13 protein-coding genes and 2 pseudogenes are annotated in these 15681 nt (G+C 61.4%); 6 read left to right on the top strand and 9 right to left on the bottom strand.

Translation table 11 applies throughout. From position 1 onward, the window contains the following. Positions 1-62 precede the first annotated feature (62 nt). A complete protein-coding gene (locus tag EJA70_RS19310; RefSeq protein WP_158832808.1) occupies positions 63-1214 on the bottom strand; it encodes an MFS transporter in 1152 nt (383 codons plus the stop codon). Positions 1215-1453: 239 nt separating this feature from the next. Here EJA70_RS19310 and EJA70_RS19315 point away from each other — a divergent pair, with 239 nt between their 5' ends. Further along, positions 1454-2434, top strand: coding sequence for a diaminopimelate epimerase (locus EJA70_RS19315; RefSeq protein ID WP_158832810.1), 981 nt, complete (start codon positions 1454-1456; stop codon positions 2432-2434). Positions 2435-2695: 261 nt separating this feature from the next. On the opposite strand, the gene EJA70_RS19320 is transcribed toward EJA70_RS19315, so the two are convergent. The 6 genes and pseudogenes from EJA70_RS19320 to EJA70_RS19345 all read right to left on the bottom strand — a co-directional run bounded on the left by EJA70_RS19320 (position 2696) and on the right by EJA70_RS19345 (position 8807). Beyond that, positions 2696-3343, bottom strand: a complete 648-nt coding sequence (locus EJA70_RS19320; RefSeq protein WP_158832812.1) for a carboxymuconolactone decarboxylase family protein — start codon at positions 3341-3343, stop codon at positions 2696-2698. Positions 3344-3459: 116 nt separating this feature from the next. Beyond that, a complete protein-coding gene (gene codA, locus EJA70_RS19325; RefSeq protein WP_008085402.1) occupies positions 3460-4695 on the bottom strand; it encodes a cytosine deaminase in 1236 nt (411 codons plus the stop codon). Positions 4696-4710: 15 nt separating this feature from the next. Next, positions 4711-5982, bottom strand: a pseudogene (codB, locus tag EJA70_RS19330) (cytosine permease). 293 nt (positions 5983-6275) lie between these two features. Next, entirely contained in the window at positions 6276-7088 is an 813-nt protein-coding gene (locus EJA70_RS19335) for an alpha/beta fold hydrolase (protein ID WP_158832814.1), read from the bottom strand. A gap of 197 nt (positions 7089-7285) precedes the next feature. Then, the gene (queD, locus tag EJA70_RS19340) at positions 7286-7642 is read right to left on the bottom strand and encodes a 6-carboxytetrahydropterin synthase QueD (protein ID WP_007915588.1); all 357 of its coding nucleotides are present in this window, start codon (positions 7640-7642) and stop codon (positions 7286-7288) included. 85 nt (positions 7643-7727) lie between these two features. Beyond that, positions 7728-8807: a patatin-like phospholipase family protein gene (locus tag EJA70_RS19345; RefSeq protein ID WP_158832816.1), complete on the bottom strand. Its 1080-nt coding sequence runs from the start codon at positions 8805-8807 to the stop codon at positions 7728-7730. A gap of 243 nt (positions 8808-9050) precedes the next feature. Between EJA70_RS19345 and EJA70_RS19350 the strand changes: the two genes are divergently transcribed. From EJA70_RS19350 to EJA70_RS19365, 4 genes are read left to right on the top strand one after another with little or no spacing between them, the layout of a single operon-like run. After that, positions 9051-9359 carry a PepSY domain-containing protein gene (locus EJA70_RS19350; RefSeq protein ID WP_158832818.1) on the top strand — a complete coding sequence of 103 codons (309 nt, stop codon included), beginning with the start codon at positions 9051-9053 and terminating at the stop codon, positions 9357-9359. Further along, complete coding sequence (locus EJA70_RS19355) at positions 9359-9670, top strand: PepSY domain-containing protein (protein ID WP_008081498.1); 312 nt, start codon at positions 9359-9361, stop codon at positions 9668-9670. Before EJA70_RS19350 ends, EJA70_RS19355 begins: the two co-directional genes overlap by 1 nt. 3 nt (positions 9671-9673) lie before the next feature. Next, positions 9674-10342: a response regulator transcription factor gene (locus tag EJA70_RS19360; RefSeq protein ID WP_008081496.1), complete on the top strand. Its 669-nt coding sequence runs from the start codon at positions 9674-9676 to the stop codon at positions 10340-10342. Then, positions 10339-11652, top strand: a complete 1314-nt coding sequence (locus EJA70_RS19365; protein ID WP_158832820.1) for a sensor histidine kinase — start codon at positions 10339-10341, stop codon at positions 11650-11652. The genes EJA70_RS19360 and EJA70_RS19365 overlap by 4 nt, the downstream gene beginning before the upstream one ends. 112 nt (positions 11653-11764) lie before the next feature. Here the strand turns inward: EJA70_RS19365 and EJA70_RS31405 are convergent, their stop codons facing one another. Further along, positions 11765-12520 carry a methyl-accepting chemotaxis protein gene (locus EJA70_RS31405; protein ID WP_371924612.1) on the bottom strand — a complete coding sequence of 252 codons (756 nt, stop codon included), beginning with the start codon at positions 12518-12520 and terminating at the stop codon, positions 11765-11767. A 102-nt stretch (positions 12521-12622) separates the two neighbouring features. Next, positions 12623-14101, bottom strand: a pseudogene (locus tag EJA70_RS31410) (HAMP domain-containing protein); the annotation flags it as partial. Positions 14102-14286: 185 nt separating this feature from the next. Between EJA70_RS31410 and EJA70_RS19375 the strand changes: the two are divergent. Beyond that, positions 14287-15606 carry a Na+/H+ antiporter family protein gene (locus tag EJA70_RS19375; RefSeq protein WP_158832824.1) on the top strand — a complete coding sequence of 440 codons (1320 nt, stop codon included), beginning with the start codon at positions 14287-14289 and terminating at the stop codon, positions 15604-15606. Positions 15607-15681: the final 75 nt, after the last annotated feature.

Below are 15681 nucleotides of genomic sequence, written 5' to 3' on the forward strand. Positions count from 1 at the left end.
CGGCAGCTCCTACAGGGAACGCATTCCAATGTAGGAGCTGCCGCAGGCTGCGATCTTTTGCTTCAGACCTTCAACACCTTCCCACCAATGGCCACGGCCACCAACAACACCGCCATCAGCCCAAAGGCAAAACTCAAACTGCTGGCATGCGCGACAAAGCCGATCACCGCCGGCCCCGCCAGAATCCCCGCATAACCCAACGTGGTAATCGCCGGCACCGCGATGCTTTCCGGCATCACCGTCTGCTTGCCCACCGCCGTGTACAGCACCGGCACGATGTTCGAACAGCCGGCGCCGACCAGCGCATAACCGACCAGCGCCGCTTCCCAGCTCGGTGCGAACGTTGCCAGAAACAGACCCGCCGCCGCCAACAGCCCGCCAAACAGAATGATCCGCGTTGCACCAACAATCCGCACAATCCGGTCACCCATCAAGCGCCCGGCGGTCATGGTCAACGCGAATGCCGCGTAACCCAACCCCGCGTACGCCGTGTCGATCCCGCGTTCCTGCGCCAGAAACACCGCGCTCCAATCCAGCGCCGCGCCTTCGGTGAGAAAGACGATAAAGCACATCCCGCCGATGAACAGCACGATGCCGTGGGGAATGGCAAACGCCGGGCCCGAGCTTTCACTGCCGTAGGGCAACATGTGCGGCACGCATTTGAACAGCGCGGCGATCAGCACCACGACCACCACCAGCATGGCGGTGAGCGGCGTCAAGCCAAGGCCGAGCAAGGCGCTGACGCCCGCCGCGCCGACGATCCCGCCAAGGCTGAACAAGCCGTGAAAGCCCGACATCATGTTCTTGCCGCTGGCGCGCTCGACGATCACCGCTTGCAGGTTGACCGTCGAATCCACCGTGCCGAGGCCGGCGCCGAACATGAACAGCGTGGCAACCAACGCCGGAATCGACGACACCGTCGCCAGCAACGGCAACGCCGCGCAGATCAGCAGCGTGCCGCCCGTGGCCACTCGCCGGCAGCCGAAACGCGTCGCGAGAATCCCCGCCAGCGGCATCGCCAGAATCGAGCCGACCCCCAGGCACAACAGCAACAGACCGAGCGTGCCCTCATCCAGTCCGGCGCGCGCTTTGGCGTACGGCACCAACGGCGCCCACGCGGCGATGCCGAGCCCGGCGATAAAAAAGGCGATGCGCGTGGACATCTGTTGCAGGCGTCCGGGGACGAAGGTGTCTTGGGCGTTGAGGCTGGTCATATCAATCCTTGGCAAAAAACTTCGCGTCCCCGAAGGACAGTGATACGGCGTCGAGGTTCGATCGCCCGTCATTCGAGGAAGTACAGACAACATCCTACCTTCTCCTGTAGGAGCTGCGGCACGCTGCGATCTTTTGATCTTTGTTTTCAAGATCTGAATCAAAAGATCGCAGCGTTCCGCAGCTCCTACAGGGGAATGCGGTTTACAGTGGGTTTTTTCGGTTGCAGGGATTACGAGTGATGACGCAGTTTTATGATGCGCGGGGCAATATCTACGGTGTGGTTTCGCCGCAAGCACTGCGCGAGGCGGGCATTGATCTGCCTGCCAGCGCTGCCGAGTGCGCATCCTTGCGCCAGTCCTGGACTGAGGCCGCTATCAAACGCTGCTGCGACTGGCCCGATGGCAAGCGCCCAGCCAACAGCAAATCCCACCGCAGCGACGGTCTGCTGATCGGCCCGTTCCAGGCCTCGCCGCCGTTCGATGTGTTGATCGTCAACACCGATGGCACCCTCGCCGAGCGCAGTGGCAACGGTCTGACGATATTTTCCCAGGCGCTGACCGAGCAAGGTTTGCTGGCAGAGCAGGGCGCGTTGTTGCGTGTTCACCACGATAAAGGTGACGCGGTGGAGACCTCGGTGAAACCTGCCGAAGTCGAAGGCGTGAAAGGCTTCTGGCTCGACCTCGGTCAAGCGGATTTCGGGCCGCGTGCGGTGGATGCGCAGAGCGTTGAAAATGTTGATTTCAATGGCCGGAAGGTTTGCAGAATTCAGCCGTTGGCAACACTCAACCCGGTCTGGCAACACAGCCAGTTCGTACGTATCGGCAATCCCCATTGCGTGACGTTGCTCAGTGACGGCGCGGCGCTGCCGAGCAACCAACATATGCGTGCGTCGCCGCTGAACCAAGCCCTGACGAAAATCGCCTACGCCATGCCGACCGGCGCTGGCGACCCGTGTCCGGCGGGCATCAATCTGCAATGGGCGGTGCGTGAGTCTGCGCAGCGAATCGTCGCGCGAGTCTTCGAGCGTGGCGAAGGGCCGACCGCGTCTTCAGGCACCAGCGCCAGTGCGGTCGCATGTGCGGCATGGCGGGTGGGTTGGGTCGAAGCCGGAGAAGTGCAGGTGGTCATGCCCGGTGGCACGGCACCGATTCTGCTGGAAGCAATCGACGGCGAGCGGGTGCGTGTCAGGTTGTTTGGTACGGCGCGGTTGATCGGTTGAATTCACAATCGCCATCGCTGGCAAGCCAGGCTCCCACAGGGTTTTGCGGCGACCACATTATTTGTGTGCACCTCTGAACCATTGTAGGAGTGAGCCTGCTCGCGATGGCGGTGAGTCAGGCAACATATGATTTGAAGGGTGGTCCACTATCGCGAGCAGGCTCACTCCTACAGTGGATTATTGGTGTACCGGTTTTTTTGTTCACCCCCCAAACCCTGTGGGAGCCTGGCTTGCCAGCGATGGGGCCGCCAAGTCACCTCGTCAGTGCGCCTTGAACAACGTCACCGACACCACCTGATCACACAGCACCTGAATCCGCAGCAATGCCCGGGGCGACGGCTCATCCTCGAAACATTCAACAATCACCGCGTGCGCCGAACTGGCCTGCAATGCCAGCTGCCGCGCATGTTTCAACAGGCGTTTCACCGCGGCACTGACCGGCATCGGCGCGTGCCCGCCGCGCACTTGCTCACAGAATTCCAACGCGATTTCACGGGGTGTCGGTGCTGGCGGTGATGCCAACCCAGACTCGTCGAACAGCCGATTGAGTTGTTCCGCCGCACTCACCGCCCGCGCAAACCCCGCGAATGCCGAGGCCTGCAACAGCACCTCAGTCATTTCACCGGGGGCCAACCCCGAGGCCAGCCCTGTCTTCAGATGCACACTCAATGGCGGGCCGACCATGCCCGACGCCACAATGGCTGCAAACGACACCGCTTCCCGCAGGCGCGGATCGAGGCCAGGGCGCGCGTGCAAATGCCCGTAAACCACGCCAACCGCCAATTCACCCAGCGCGGGCACGGTGTGAAACAGCGCATCGAGCCGGGCGCCGTCATCGGGTACAAGTTCGGTAAAGCTCTGTCGGCCTTCGTGGTACAGCGAGGCCATGGGCGAGTGTTTGTTGTTCATGGGGAAATCCTCAAGAAGATGAGGATGGCGGCTAATCAACTACGCACGAACTTCAGCATGAAGGAGCATCCATCGCAGGGGGTTGCCGGCGTCATGGCGACGCCGGTTTCTCCACCTTAGACGAACTCAACCACCGGCATCTGCCGTTTCATCAGCACTTTGCCGTTGCGAATCGAGTACAGCGGCAAGCCCTGGCTGCGGATCACCTCATAATCACTGTCCGCCGACAGAATCAGCAGATTGGCCGGGCGCCCCTGTTCCAGCCCATAACGCTCGCCCAGGTGCATGGCTTTGGCGCTATTGTCGGTGACCAAGTCAAGCGCACTTTGCAGGTTGCGATAACCAAGCATGTGGCAGATGTGCAGGCCGGCTTCGAGCACGCGCAGGATGTTGCCGTTGCCCAGCGGGTACCACGGATCGACGATGGAATCCTGGCCGAAACACACGTTCATCCCGGCTTCGAGCAGTTCATTCACGCGCGTCACGCCACGGCGTTTCGGGAAATTATCGAAGCGGCCTTGCAGGTGAATGCTTTCGGTCGGACAGGAGACAAAACTGATCCCGGAATGCCCGAGCAAGCGGAACAGTTTCGCGCAGTAGGCGTTGTCGTAAGAACCCATCGCCGTGGTGTGGCTGGCGGTGACCAGCGCGCCCATGTCGCGACTGCGCGCTTCCTCGGCGAGCACTTCGAGGAAGCGCGAATGCGGGTCGTCGGTTTCGTCGCAATGCACATCGACCAGGCAACCGGTGCGCTCGGCCAGGTCCATCAGAAACTTAACCGAACTGACGCCCTGATCGCGGGTGTACTCAAAATGCGGAATGCCGCCAACCACGTCGGCGCCCATGCGGATCGACTCTTCCATCAGCTCGCGGCCATTGCGGAACGACTCGATGCCCTCCTGCGGGAACGCGACGATTTGCAGGTCGATCAAGTGACGGCTTTCTTCGCGCACTTCGAGCATGGCTTTCAGTGCGGTGAGTTGCGGATCGGTGACGTCGACGTGGGTGCGCACGTGCTGGATGCCGTGCGCGGCCAGGGTCTGAATGGTTTTTTTGGCGCGGGTCTTGGTGTCTTCTTCGGTGATGGTGACCTTGCGCTCGCCCCAGCATTCGATGCCTTCAAACAGCGTGCCGCTCATGTTCCAGCGCGGCTCGCCAGCGGTGAGGGTGGCGTCGAGGTGAATGTGCGGCTCGACGAAGGGCGGCACCACCAGATTGCCGCCGGCGTCGAGGTCGTCGGGGCCCAGTGTCGGCGCTTCGGTCTGCCGGGCGATGCTGCGGATCAGGCCGTCTTCAAGGTGCAATTCGTGCAAACCTTCCTGGTTGCGCAAACGGGCGTTGATGATGTGCATCAGGCGAATCCTTTTTTATAAGTCTTGTAGTGGCGCGGCTGCGCTGCGTGCGCCGAGCGCGCCGGTGACGATGACATACGTTAGCGCGGCAGCAGCGATCCCTACCAGCGGCGCGACCCATGGCGAGCTGAACGCGGCGACGGTACCGACCGCGTAAGCCACCAGGCCCGGCCAGTTGAACGCCGGCAGCCGTGCGTCGGCCAGGCGCGGATAACGTCCGCGCCAGCGGTAGAAGAAGTCCGCCATGATCACCCCGCCAATCGGTGGAATCACCGTGCCGAGCAGAATCAGGTACGGCACCAGCATGTCGTACATACCGAGCAGGGCGAGCAGGGTGCCGATCACCGCACCGGCGAGGGTCACGGTTTTGCGCCTACCGGTGCGCAGCAGGTTGCAACCGGCGACGGCAAAGTTGTAAATGGTGTTGTCCTGAGTGCTCCAGATGTTCAGCAACAGCATGGCCATCGCGGCCATGGCGAAACCTTGCAACAGCAGCACTTCAACCACGTCGGGTTGTTGATAGACGATGGCGCCGTACGCGCCGATCAGCACCATCAAACCGTTGCCGATGAAAAAACCGATCAGGCTGGCCAGCACCGCGACACGCGCTGAGCGAGAGAAGCGCGTCCAGTTGGTCGCCTGAGTTGCGCCGCTGACGAAGGTGCCGAACACCAAAGTAATCGCCGTCGACCAGTCCAGCGAACCGCTCGGTACGACGCTGAGCAACCCTTCGAAACCACCGACTTTTACCGTCGCGACCCACATCGACAGCATCAGCAGCAACATCATTGCCGGCACGGCGATGTACGAGAGAATCTCCAGCCCGCGATAACCGACATAAGCGGTGGCGCAGAACACCAGACCGAACAGCACCATCAAGCCAAGCACCGTGCCTTGATCCAGATCGAAGTATTTGCCGAGCACCACCGCAGCCGTCGCGGTGCCCCAGGCGTACCAGCCGATCTGGGTGAAACCGAGGATCAGGTCACTGAGTTTGCTGCCCACTTCACCGAAGCAGAAGCGCCCCATCAATACCGAGTTCAGCCCGCTCTTGAAGGCGATGTAACCCAAACCTGCGGCATACAACCCAAGCAGCAGATTGCCGACGATGATCACCGCCATCATCTCGCCGAAACTGAACGCCACGCCGAGCTTGCCGCCGGCAAACATGGTCGCGGTGAAAAACGTGAAGCCCAGTAACACCATCGCCGTCGAGGCCAGGCCTTAACGCGCATGCATCGGGACTTCGCTGAGGGGGTAATCGTTGCCGGGGGCGTGCTGCGTCATGGGGCGGTCCTTGCTGAAAGGGGAGACGCGGGGAGGGTTGCAGTGGTCGTGCCAAATGCCGGTGACGCGGATTATGTATAGACGAGACACGCCAGTCGGCGCGAAAACAGTGCACCCGAACACACCAAAGCCCAATGTAGGAGCTGCCGCAGGCTGCGATCTTTTGATTTTGTTTTTTGCTCGTTCCCACGCTCTGCGTGGGAATGCAGCCCGGGACGCTCCGCGTCCCACCCAAAGCCGAACGCGGAGCGTCCGTTGAGGCATTCCCACGCAGAGCGTGGGAACGATCAAGGTCAGAGAAAGCGCAGCAGGGCGGCGACGATGGCCTCGGGAGCGTCTTCCTGGACGAGGTGGCCGGCGTTCGGAATCGGGTGGAATTGTGATCCCGGGATCATTTGATGTAACGCTCGGCCCCGCTCGATGGGGATCCACTGATCCTGCTCACCCCAGAGAATCTGCACCGGACAGCGGATCGTCGGGTACAAACTTTCGGCCTCACGGGTATAGCGCTCGTCCATCTGTGCAATCTGCCGATAGAACGCCGCTTGCCCCGGATCGCCGAGCCATGGCTCAACGTAGGGTGCGAGTTCGTCGTCAGGAATCGCCCGGTGAATCGCCCCGCGAATGTAGGTCGGCACGATGGCGCGCTGGATGTAATCGGGCAGGCCGCTGAATGCCGCTTCATGCAGGCGGACATGCTGCACGAACGGCGACCCCCACGGCGTCAGCGCCACCGGATCGATCAGCGTCAGGCTGCGGTAATCCTTGCCGTTGAGCAGGTGCGTGCGCAGCGCCGTGGCACCGCCAAAGTCGTGAGCAACGACGTCGGGGTTTTGAATAGCCCAGTGATCGAGTAACTGCGCCAACAATTGATTTTGTACGCCAAGGGAGACATCGGCGTCAGGTTTTGCAGAGCGCCCATAACCGAGCAGATCGAAGTAGTGCACGCGATGTGTGGCGAAAAAGAATGGCGCGATGCGATGCCACACACAGGAGGAGAAGGGCGTGCCATGCACGAACACCAGCGGCGGGCCGTCGCCGCGCACGGCATGGCGCACCGCTTGCCCGTTGAAATCAAAGACCTGATCCAGCTGCCAGCCTGTCATGGGCCTGTCCTCTTGGCGGGTGGGGAGCCAAAAAGCATAGGCATAAAAAAACAGCCATGAAGGCTGTTTTCTGAACCGCCCCCCTGTAGGAGCTGCCGCAGGCTCGGGCCGCGATCGGACGATCTTTTGATCTTGATTGTAAAAAACAAGATCAACAGATCGCAGCCTGCGGCAGCTCCTACAGGGGCGGTTGCGGGTTATTCGCCGCGATAGATGCAGCCGCTGGTGCACGTCTCGTGGATACGGATCGCGCTCAGTTCCGGCAGCAATGGCTTCATTTCATTCCAGATGAATTTGGCCAGCACTTCACTGGTCGGGTTTTCCAGACCAGGAATGTCGTTCAGGTAGTTGTGATCCAGACGCTCGTACAACGGCTTGAAGATCGCCTTGATTTCGGAGAAATCGCGGATCCAGCCGGTGTGCGGATCGAGGTCGCCACTCAGGTGAAGCGCCACTTTGAACGAGTGACCGTGCAGACGTCCGCACTTGTGGCCGTCCGGGACGTGCGGCAGGCGGTGGGCGGATTCGAAGGTAAACTCTTTGAAGATTTCCACGGTATTTTCAGCTCTGTTCAGATGGCGTTCGCCGCAGCGATTCGGGCAGGCGGCGAGTTTACCAGCTTGTGTTTGGGCGTGCTGACTAAAGGGTCAGCAAGCGCTCGGCGAGGCGACCATTGGCAGCCAGTTCGAGGAACTCATCACCCAGGCGGCGGCTTTCGTCCATCGCCGCATGCCAGTATTTCTGCCGGCTCGGCGCATCGCCCATGAAGCGTTTGAAGTCATTACGATCGGGGAGTTTGCCGTAAGGCAGGCGCGCCAGATATTCCTTCGACGGCGCGAGCAACAGCACGTCCTGCAAGCGCTGCACCGAAGCCTTGCGCCACGGCAGGGTCTTGTCGAACCAGCCCGGAATCACCCGGTCGGTGAAGTGCGGATAGAGCACGATGCCGTCGCCGCTGTAGGGCAGGTCGAGGTGATAGTCGAGCAGACCGCCATCGCGGAAGGTGCCGGCACCGGCGCCCGGCAAGTCGCGCACGCCTTCCATGACCATCGGGATCGAGCCCGAGGCCAGCAGCGCCTGACGCAGGTTGCCGACATTCAGGGCGACGAAGCGCGAGGGGAAGTCGTTCAGCGCATTCACCGGTGGCGCCAGGCGCGGATCGTGGATGATCAGCCGTTCGAAATGCCGCGACAGCCGCGCGCGGCCCCGCAGGTTGTCGGCGATCACCGAACCCAGCGCCAGGCCGAGACGACCGCGATGGTCATCAGCCAGACGCCCCTGACTTTTCACCACCATGATGTTCAAGCGGTAATGCGCGTTGTCGAGAATGCTCGCGTCGCGACCATCGAGAAGATCATTGAGCATGCGCTGCGAGCTCTGACTGATCTCGGCCATGGTCACGCCTTTGTTGAAGTTCTGCTCGGCGTACAGATGACCGAGACGACGGATGCCTTCGGCGGCGTCCGGCAGGCAGGCGCTGGCGAAGCGCCAGGAACCGACCGAGGCGCCGATCAGCGAACGCTCGCGCGGCGCACTCGGCAGCCATTCACCGAACAGCGCCAGATCCAGCCCCTGAATCCCCAACGCCTTCGGCCCACCGGCGGCGCCGGGCAGGGTGCCGACGTCAGCGGCGTTCAGGCCTTGCGCGCGAATCCGTGCCATGGCGCGAGGGCCGGCTTTAAGGGTGAGGGCGGGGAATTTGATGTGGATGGCGGTCATACCGGTCTCGATCGTTAGCAAGCAAACAATTATAAGCACATGTCACAAATTCCTGTAGGAGCTGCCGCAGGCTGCGATCTTTTGATGTTGTTTTCAAAAGACAAGATCAAAAGATCGCAGCCTGCGGCAGCTCCTACATGGGGTGATGTGTTGGGGTGGGACGATGATGGCAATTCAGTTTCAGTTAAGTTGAAATCGCTAAGGTGCCCGCCGTATGCAACACATAAAAAATACGGAGACACCATGAAAACCCTGACTGCCCTGTCCATTGCCGCGATCATCGGCTTCACCGCCAGCCTCGCCCATGCTCGCGATCTCGGCCCTGACGAAGCCCTGCGTCTGCGTGACGCTGGTACTATCGTCTCCTTCGAGAAGCTCAACGCCACCGCGTTGGCCAAACATCCGGGTTCGACGATCACCGACACCGAGTTGGAAGAGCAGTACGGCAAGTACATCTACCAGGTCGAAATGCGTGATCCGCAGGGTCTCGAGTGGGATCTGGAATTAGACGCGGTGACTGGGCAGGTTCTCAAGGATCATCAGGATACGTAATGAAGGTTAATGTTTGCGCCACGCGCCGCACGGCGTTGGCGCTGGTGATGTTTTGCTCGACGGCGATGGCCCGCGACCTCGGTCCAGACGAAGCCCTCAATCTGCGCAAGCAGGGCGTGATTCTGCCGCTGGAGCAAGTGCTGCAACAGGCGATGGACCGTTACCCCGGCGCGAAACTGCTGGAGGTCGAGCTGGAAGAAAAGCACGACGTCTACATTTACGAAGTCGAGTTGCTGACCGCCGAAGGCGTGGCCCGCGAGTTGCACCTGAAGGCCGACACCGGCGAACTTGTGAAAGACAAGGAAGATTGATCGATGCGTTTGCTATTGGTGGAAGACCACGTACCGCTGGCTGACGAGTTACTCGCCGGCCTGCAACGCCAGGGCTATGCGGTCGATTGGCTGGCGGACGGCCGCGATGCGGTGTATCAGGGCAGCAGCGAGCCCTATGACCTGATCATTCTCGACCTCGGTCTGCCCGGCGTGCCGGGGCTTGAGGTGCTCGCGCAATGGCGTGCCGGCGGTTTGGCGATTCCGGTGCTGATCCTCACGGCGCGTGATTCCTGGGCCGAGCGCATCGAGGGGTTGAAGGCCGGCGCCGACGATTACCTGACCAAACCGTTTCACCCCGAAGAGCTGTACTTGCGGATTCAGTCGCTGCTGCGTCGCTCCAAGGGCCAGGCCAATCAACCGACGCTCAAGGCCGCCGGCCTGCATCTGGATGAGGGCCGCCAGTGCGTGGTGCGTGACGGCGCCGACATTCAACTGACCGCCGCCGAATTCCGTCTGCTGCGCTATTTCATGCTGCACCCAGAGCAGATCCTCTCGAAAAGCCACCTCGCCGAACACCTCTACGACGGTGAAACCGAGCGTGATTCCAACGTCCTCGAAGTCCATGTCAATCACCTGCGCCGCAAGCTGGGCAAAAGTGTCATCGAAACCCGTCGCGGCCAGGGTTACCTGTTCGGCGGGCAGGCTTCGTGAGGTCGATCCAGCGCCGCTTGAGCCTGGGGTTGATCAGCGTGATGGTGATCGTCGGTCTGGTCGTCGCGCAAACCAGTTTGTGGTTGTTCGAAGTGGGTTTGCAGCGTTACCTCGAAGCCGGCCTGCGCAACGACAGCGAAAGCCTGCTGGTGGCACTGGTGCGCGGCCCGCAAGGCTTGCAGCTGGATGAGCGGCACCTGTCGCCGGCCTATCAACGGCCGTTTTCCGGGCATTATTTCCGCATCGATTTTGCCGACAGCCACTGGCGTTCGCGCTCGCTGTGGGATCAGGATCTGCCGCTGCTGGAGCAGTCCGGTCTGCACAGCAACCTGCAACTAGGCCCGGACGGTCAGCAACTGTTGGTGCTGCGCTCGGATTATCGGCGTCTGGGCCAGTCGATCTCGATCAGCGTCGCGCAGGACTACACGCCGGTGCGCGAGAGCTTTCAGCGCATGCGCCAGATTGGTCTGGGCCTTGGTCTGGCGGCATTGTTGTTGATTCTGTTTTTGCAGCGGCTGACCGTGCGCCGCGCGTTGAAACCGCTGGAAAAGGCCCGTGAGCAGATCGCGCAATTGCAGCAGGGTCAGCGCTCGCAACTCGATGATCAGGTGCCGGTGGAGCTGGAGCCACTGGTGGCGCAGATCAACCATTTGCTTGCCCACACCGAAGACAGCCTCAAGCGTTCGCGCAATGCCTTGGGCAATCTCGGGCATGCGTTGAAAACGCCGCTGGCGGTGCTGTTGAGCCTGGCGTCGAGTGAGAAACTCGATGGCCATCCCGAGCTGCGCAAGATCCTCAAGGAGCAACTGGAGCAGGTGCAGCAGCGGCTTAATCGCGAACTCAATCGCGCACGGTTGTCCGGTGATGCGCTGCCGGGCGCGCTGTTCGATTGTGATGCGGAATTGCCCGGGCTGCTGGCGACGCTGAACATGATTCACGGTGAGCACCTGGCGTTGAGCTACGTTGCGCCAGCCGGGCTGCAGTTGCCGTGGGACCGTGAGGATTTGCTCGAACTGCTCGGTAACCTTTTGGACAACGCCTGCAAATGGGCGGATGCCGAGGTGCGCTTGAGTGTGATCGAGCGTACGGATGGTTTTGCCCTGAGCGTGGAAGATGACGGCCCGGGGATCCCCGAAGCACAGCGCGCGCAGGTGTTCAGTCGTGGCACGCGGCTGGATGAACAGACCCACGGGCATGGCCTGGGGCTGGGGATTGTGCGCGACATCGTCGACACGTGGGGCGGGTTGCTGGTGTTGGGCGAGAGTGAGTGGGGCGGCTTGAAAGTCCTCATCGAACTGCCGCGCCGCTGATCCCCCGCATCACCCTGTAGGAGCTGCCGCAGGCTGCGATCTTTTGATCTTTAAAGCAGGGTCAAAAGATCGCAGCCTCGTTGCACTCGACAGCTCCTACATGTCGTGTGGGTCAGACGCGGAACTGGTCCATCAAGCTCTGCTGCTGATTCGCCAGGCTGTTGAGCGACTGGCTCACCCGCGCCGACTCATTTGCCTGCCCGGACAACGACTCCGTCACGTCGCGAATCGTCGCCACGTTGTTGTTGATCTCTTCAGCCACCGCGCTCTGCTCTTCCGCCGCGCTGGCAATCTGCAGGTTCATGTCGCTGATCACCGTCACCGCATCGCCGATCTGACGCAGCGCGGTCACTGCCTGGCCTACCTGCTCGACACTGCCCTGTGCCTGACGATGGCTGTTGTTCATCGAGCCGACCACATCCTGCGTGCCGCTCTGCAATTGCTCGATGACCTGACGGGTTTCTTCCACCGACTCCTGCGTGCGGCGGGCGAGGTTGCGGACCTCGTCGGCGACTACCGCGAAACCGCGGCCGGCCTCACCGGCACGGGCCGCTTCGATCGCGGCGTTGAGCGCCAGCAGGTTGGTCTGCTCGGCAATGGCGCGGATGGTTTCCAGCACCGTGCCGATTTTCTCGCTGTTGGCGGCCAGACCTTCGACTTGCACCATGGCTGCACTCATGTCAGCGGCGAGGGTATCGATGCTCGCGGTGGTGCGGTCGATCACGGTCAGGCCCTGGCGGGTGGCGCGATCGGCATCCTTGGCGGCTTCGGCAGCTTGTGCGGCACTGCGCGCGACGTCTTGCGCGGTCGCGCTCATTTCGTGGGAGGCGGTGGCGACCTGATCGACCTGACGGTATTGCTGCTCCATGCCGGCGCTGGTCTGGGTGGCGATGGCCGAGGACTGGTCGGCGGTGTTGCGTGCGTCCTGCACCGAGCGCTTCACGTCGGCGATGATCGGCTGCAACTTGTCGAGGAAACGGTTGAACCAACCGGCCAACTGGCCGAGTTCGTCCTGCTTGTCGTAAGCCAGGCGACGCGTCAGATCACCTTCGCCGCTGGCGATGTCTTCAAGCATGTGCGCCACGCCGAGGATCGGCCTGGTCACGCTGCGCGCCATCAGCCACACCAGCAGCAGGCCGATCAACGCGGCCAGCACGCCGAGGCTCAGCTCGATCAGCGTGCCCGAATTGTTGCTTGCGTCCAGCTGTTGCTTGAGCGCTTCGGCGCGGCTGACCAGAACTTGCTCCGGCACATCGAGCAACACGGCCCACGATGGGCCGCCGGGAATCGGCTGGAACGGCGACAGCACTTTCAGCTGGCCATTGCTGTGCAGGCTGCTGACGCTGCTGCTGGCCGCGAGCATGCGCAGCAGTTCGCTGCCGCTGGTTTTGTCCACGGCGTCCAGACGCTGGCTGAGTTTGCCGGCGTCCGGGCTGTACCCGGCGAGCAGACCGGTCGGGCTGATAATGCTCACGGCGGTCTGGCCGTCATAGAGCTTCTTGCTCGCGCCCTGGCTGATGGCTTGCAGGCTGTTGAGGTTGATGTCGACCGACAGCGAGGCGATGACTTTGCCGTTGACCGTCAACGGGAAGACGATGCTGGTCATCAGCACGTTGTGGCCGTCGATCACATAGAAGTACGGTTCGATCACACACGGTTTGAGCGTGGTGCGCGGGCAGGTGAACCAGGCATTCGCGGCCTGGCCGCTGGGGCCGGTGCTGGTGTCGGCCATGTCGCTTTCCGGCAGCGCCATCGAGGTGACTTTGCCCGGGGTCGGTTGCGACCAGTACAAGGCGAAACGGCCCTTGTCGTTGCTGCCCAGTTCGGCCTGGCCGGCGAACAATTCGTCCTTGCCATCCAGCGCGTTGGCTTCGAACACCAGCGACAGGCCGAGCAGGTCCGGGTTGGCTTGCAGCGCGGATTTGACCTGGCGGGTCATGTCTTCGCGCAGGTCGAAGGCATCGAGGAAGCGCTTCTCGGCCTGTTCGCGCAGGAACAGTACCTGCCGCGAAAAGCCGTGGCCGTACTGATAGGCGTCCATGAACTGCTGACGAATGCCGGCGGCTTGCACTTCACCTTGCGACTCGATGCGCGCCTGAGCGGACTCGGTGAGCATCTCCATGCTGGAGGCTTTCACCAGTTCGGAACTGTGCTCCATGCGATACAGCGAAAGACCCACCAACAGGGTCACGATACCGGCCAGGCAGAGGCCGGCGAGCAGGGTGATTTTCCATTGGATGGAAAGTTGTCTGAGCGACATGGAGACGTCCTTATTCGATAAATATCTGAGACTTTGCACTGTAACGGCCGTAAATCGGCTTTCTTTATCCCTGAAACACAATATGACCAATTGCCGCACTGTCATGCTTTGGACGTGATCGTTCCCACGCTCTGCGTGGGAATGCAGCCCGGGACGCTCCGCGTCCCAAAGCGGACGCAGAGCGTCCATTGCGGCATTCCCACGCAGAGCGTGGGAACGATCAATCACCCTGTAGTTTTGACACCGCCGCCACTCTGCGGCACAGTGCGCGCCCTTCTAATAAGACCCTCTTTGCAAATCCGCCGGTAACCCGTTGGCGGACTCATCCTGTCTGGCGGTGTGTTTTCCATCGCAGTGTTTTTTGAGGTAGTGAAATGAATGCAGTCATAGCCGCGGTCGGCGTCATGCTGGTACTCAGCCTGTCCCGGGTGCATGTGGTGATCGCCTTGATCGTCGGCGCGCTGGTCGGTGGCCTGACCGGTGGTCTGGGCATTGATGCCACGCTCAAGGCGTTCAACAGCGGTCTTGGTGGCGGGGCGACGGTGGCGTTGTCCTACGCGCTGCTCGGCGCTTTCGCCGTGGCGATTGCCAAGTCCGGCCTGGCCCATGCGCTGGCCGACAAGGCCCTGGCGATGGTCGATCGCCAGCATTCGAGCGGCGGCGGCAGCGTCAAATGGCTGCTGATTGGCTTGCTGTGGGTGGTGGCGATCGCTTCGCAGAACATTCTGCCGATCCACATCGCGTTCATTCCGCTGCTGGTGCCGCCACTTCTATATGTGCTGACCAAGCTGCAACTCGACCGCCGCCTGATCGCCTGCGTCATGACCTTCGGTTTGATCACCCCGTACATGGTGTTCCCGGTCGGCTTCGGCAACATCTTCCTTAACCAGATTCTGCTGGCCAACGTCAGCAAGGCCGGCGTCGACATCAGCCAGATCAATGTCATGCACGCCATGGCGATTCCGGCGCTGGGCATGGTCTTCGGTCTGTTGGTGGCGGTGTTTTTCAGCTACCGCAAAAAGCGCGTTTATGACCTCGCGAAGATTGAACAGGTCGAGCAGGTCAGCGTGGCCTACAACCCGAAAACCATTGGCATTGCCGGTCTGGCCATTGCGGCTGCGTTCATCATTCAACTGTTGCTGGACTCGATGATTATCGGCGCGCTAGCCGGTTTTCTGATCTTCTCGGCGTCAGGCATCGTGAAGTGGCGTGAAACCGACGACCTGTTCACCGAAGGCATGAAGATGATGGCGATGATCGGCTTCATCATGATCTCGGCCTCGGGGTTTGCCGAAGTGCTCAAGGCCACCGGCGAAGTGCGCACCCTGGTCGAAAGCGCGGCGGCGTGGATCGATCACAGTCAGGCCATCGGCGCGTTATTGATGTTGCTGGTGGGTTTGATGGTGACCATCGGTATCGGCTCGTCGTTCTCGACCGTGCCGATTCTGGCGGCGATTTTCGTGCCGTTGTGCGTGCAGTTGGGCTTCAGCCCGATGGCGATCGTGTGCATCGTCGGCACTGCCGGGGCGTTAGGCGATACCGGTTCGCCGGCTTCGGATTCGACGCTGGGGCCAACCTCTGGCTTGAACGTTGACGGTCAGCATCACCACATCTGGGACACCGTGGTGCCGACGTTCCTGCACTACAACCTGCCGCTGCTGGCGTTCGGCTGGGTGGCCGCGATGGTGTTGTAATTTAGCCTCTGAAGATCAAAAGATCGCAGCCTTCGGCAGCTCCTACACCGATCTCTGTAGGAGCTGCCGAAGGCT

Origin of the sequence: Pseudomonas sp. PB103 (genome assembly GCF_009764635.1) — a bacterium.
Taxonomy (GTDB): Bacteria; Pseudomonadota; Gammaproteobacteria; order Pseudomonadales; family Pseudomonadaceae; genus Aquipseudomonas.

Bases quoted from the DNA above. Each gene is read 5' to 3' on its own strand.
- EJA70_RS19310 (WP_158832808.1), bottom strand. From the start codon at position 1,214: ATGACCAGCCTCAACGCCCAAGACACCTTCGTCCCCGGACGCCTGCAA.
- EJA70_RS19315 (WP_158832810.1), top strand. From the start codon at position 1,454: ATGACGCAGTTTTATGATGCGCGGGGCAATATCTACGGTGTGGTTTCG.
- EJA70_RS19320 (WP_158832812.1), bottom strand. From the start codon at position 3,343: ATGAACAACAAACACTCGCCCATGGCCTCGCTGTACCACGAAGGCCGA.
- codA (WP_008085402.1), bottom strand. From the start codon at position 4,695: ATGCACATCATCAACGCCCGTTTGCGCAACCAGGAAGGTTTGCACGAA.
- EJA70_RS19335 (WP_158832814.1), bottom strand. From the start codon at position 7,088: ATGACAGGCTGGCAGCTGGATCAGGTCTTTGATTTCAACGGGCAAGCG.
- EJA70_RS19345 (WP_158832816.1), bottom strand. From the start codon at position 8,807: ATGACCGCCATCCACATCAAATTCCCCGCCCTCACCCTTAAAGCCGGC.
- EJA70_RS19350 (WP_158832818.1), top strand. From the start codon at position 9,051: ATGAAAACCCTGACTGCCCTGTCCATTGCCGCGATCATCGGCTTCACC.
- EJA70_RS19355 (WP_008081498.1), top strand. From the start codon at position 9,359: ATGAAGGTTAATGTTTGCGCCACGCGCCGCACGGCGTTGGCGCTGGTG.
- EJA70_RS19360 (WP_008081496.1), top strand. From the start codon at position 9,674: ATGCGTTTGCTATTGGTGGAAGACCACGTACCGCTGGCTGACGAGTTA.
- EJA70_RS31405 (WP_371924612.1), bottom strand. From the start codon at position 12,520: ATGGAGCAGCAATACCGTCAGGTCGATCAGGTCGCCACCGCCTCCCAC.
- EJA70_RS19375 (WP_158832824.1), top strand. From the start codon at position 14,287: ATGAATGCAGTCATAGCCGCGGTCGGCGTCATGCTGGTACTCAGCCTG.